Annotated in this window: 2 protein-coding genes; both read left to right on the top strand. The window is 39.9% G+C overall.

Going from position 1 to position 2,582, the window contains the following annotated elements:
- The first annotated feature begins 590 nt into the window (after positions 1 to 590).
- On the top strand, positions 591 to 1,541 hold the full coding sequence (locus tag HWQ38_RS09095; RefSeq protein ID WP_292792456.1) for a hypothetical protein: 951 nt from the start codon (positions 591 to 593) through the stop codon (positions 1,539 to 1,541).
- Positions 1,542 to 1,547: 6 nt separating this feature from the next.
- Positions 1,548 to 1,676 carry a hypothetical protein gene (locus HWQ38_RS09090; protein ID WP_292792454.1) on the top strand — a complete coding sequence of 43 codons (129 nt, stop codon included), beginning with the start codon at positions 1,548 to 1,550 and terminating at the stop codon, positions 1,674 to 1,676.
- Positions 1,677 to 2,582 lie beyond the last annotated feature (906 nt).

Genomic DNA, 2,582 nt, shown 5'->3' with positions numbered 1-2,582 from the left:
TCTACGTATTTACTTATCTTTACATAGTTTGGTTTTTTCACCTCGTTCTACTTATCTCAGCGCAAAGTTATCTAAATCAGCACTTGATGCAAATGGTTAACTCCAGTAAGCAAGAGTCAGAATCGGAGGTGACACAAGGGACAAAAGGGCGTGTGCAAGCAGGTAAGAAGTAATAGTACAAGTTGTCTATGGGTCAATACGGTTCAGTTAAGGCTAAAACTCTGTTATCAAAGTCAAATTTTAACGAACCGTCAAGACGCAGAGGACGCAGAGAAAAGAAAGAAATGCTTAACTGAACCGTATTAGTCTATGGGTGAGATTCGTTCATTTTTGAGCATAACTAAGGATTTATTTGACAAAAATAGAAAATAGCTCAATTTACTGTTCTTCAGTCAATGACCTAAAAATCAGACATAAACATTGAACGATATTTATAACTGATTATCAAGGGATAAGCTGGGGCTTGGGCATCAGCTATTACCCATTCGGGTTGCATTGCTGTACCGCAACGGACTTCTTGAGACTGAAAAATAAAAACTGATAAAAGTTCTAAGCTAAAAGTAGTAAAGTATCTTCAAAAGAGAAAGTTTATGTCTCAAGTTTTGATTGGTACAGAAAATGGTCTTTTCCAATTAAAAAGTGATAACACAGTTGTTGAAGTTGAATCAGCACCGCAAAGAGTGAAATTTCTGGCAACAAACGGTCTGAAGGTTTATGCGTTGACAAGAGAGGATTCACTCTGCTGTCAAACAGAAAACGCTCCTTGGGAGATAGTTCACTCAAAACCAGTGAAAGAGGAAGTTTGGTCATTTGCAATTGATCCTCATCTGACGGGGCGACTTTATTTAGGAGTGTCGCCAGCACTGCTTTATCAAAGTGATGATGGAGGAAAAAATTGGAAAGGGTACGAATCGATCCGGCAAATTCCAGGTTATGAGCAATGGACTTTTCCGCCACCGCCACATATTCCTCATGTTCGCGACATCGCACCAGATCCGAATAGAGATGGTGTTTATATTGGGGTTGAAGAGGGAGGAATCTATATAAGTCACAACCAGGGTGAGACTTGGGATAGCCTGAACGAGGGATTGTATTGGGATGTGCATACAGTTGTCGCTGTTGGTGATGGTTTGCGGTTATATGCAACGACTGGGAACGGTTTTTATCGCAGTGATGATGGAGGTCAGCACTGGCGACGGATGATGCAGGGACTAGAGCGTAATTATACTGTACCTTGTGTAGTATCTAAGTCACAAACAGATTTAGTTTTTGTTGCGGCGGCTGCAAGTCCCCCACCGACTTGGGCGCTAGGAGCAAATGCTGGACTATATCGAAGCTTAGATGGTGGTGAACACTGGCAACAACTTGAACAGGGATTGCCGTCAAAGTTTGATGTTATGGTTCGGGTTTTAACGTTGGATACAGCAGGCAGGATTTTTGTTGGTGCTGGTGATCAGCTTTTTACAAGTGAGGATCTGGGAGAAAACTGGCAGTTAGTAGCAGAAAAACTGCCTAACATTCAAGCATTGGCTATAGTCTGAAGCAGATTGCCCGAATTTCTCACTCATCGGGTGGGAGGTGTGGGAGGTGTGGGAGGTGCTGCGTTGCATAAAGCGATCGCTTTATGCACCCATTCTCAATTCCTTCCCACATTCCCCACACTGGGAGCAACGTAAAAAAGTGAGATCCTCGTGAAATAGGCTTTCTGATTGCTGGGGGAGCAGGGGAGCAGAGGGAGTAAAGAGACAAAATTTGAGTACTTTTTACGAGCGTTAGAGATTGCTTATACACTTATTTCTTCCTCTACCTCTACCTCAAGAGCCTCCTGAAAGTTAGAGTATGTTTGAAAAGTATATTTGGCATACTGAATGCAGTGAAGTAAAGCATCTCAATTCCAACGAAAAATTGGGATTATTCGCTTCACTTCGTTTTGTTCAGAATGATGAATTATAACTATCTTGGACTTTTCAAACAGACTCTAATGTATATCTTCAGAAGATGACGGTGAAATGGATGGATTAGAGCCAATCTCTTCAGGTTTAGAATTAAAGGGTGTTTTCCCTTCCCAGGAATAATTGCATATTTTAGTATGAAGCAGTGTTCCAAATGTGATATTAATTACAAAGGCAAAGGAATCTACGAAAATTATGTCTATAGCCCGATTAATCATGAGTCCCTCTTCAGTTGATGAAAACATCAATTAATGTTTGAGTTGGAATTGTAATTTGACTACACAAAGCATAATGATTATTCCAGAAATCTCCAGCAGTACTTAGAAATTAGGGATATCTTTCTAATTACATATATGAAAGGTATTCTGATGATTAGGGATTAGTTTGTGTTTCGACATAAGACTTGAGGTTTAAAATCTCAATATTAATCTGATGAGATACAACTATTGTAGAAATATCTGACACAATCACTCATGAAAGAAGTCATGATTCTGGCCATGACTTTAGCCACAAAATATCGGTTTAGCCATTTGTTATGGATTGATAAAGTCTGGACAATTCTCATCATCATAATACAATACGGTTCAGTTAAGGCTATGCAGTGCTTAAAATAACAAACACAGGAGGATT

Origin of the sequence: Nostoc sp. NMS7, assembly GCF_017115085.1 — a bacterium.
Classification (GTDB): domain Bacteria; phylum Cyanobacteriota; class Cyanobacteriia; order Cyanobacteriales; family Nostocaceae; genus Nostoc.
The sequence above is the reverse complement of the archived record's forward strand: the minus strand, read 5'-3'. Positions and strand labels throughout refer to the sequence as shown.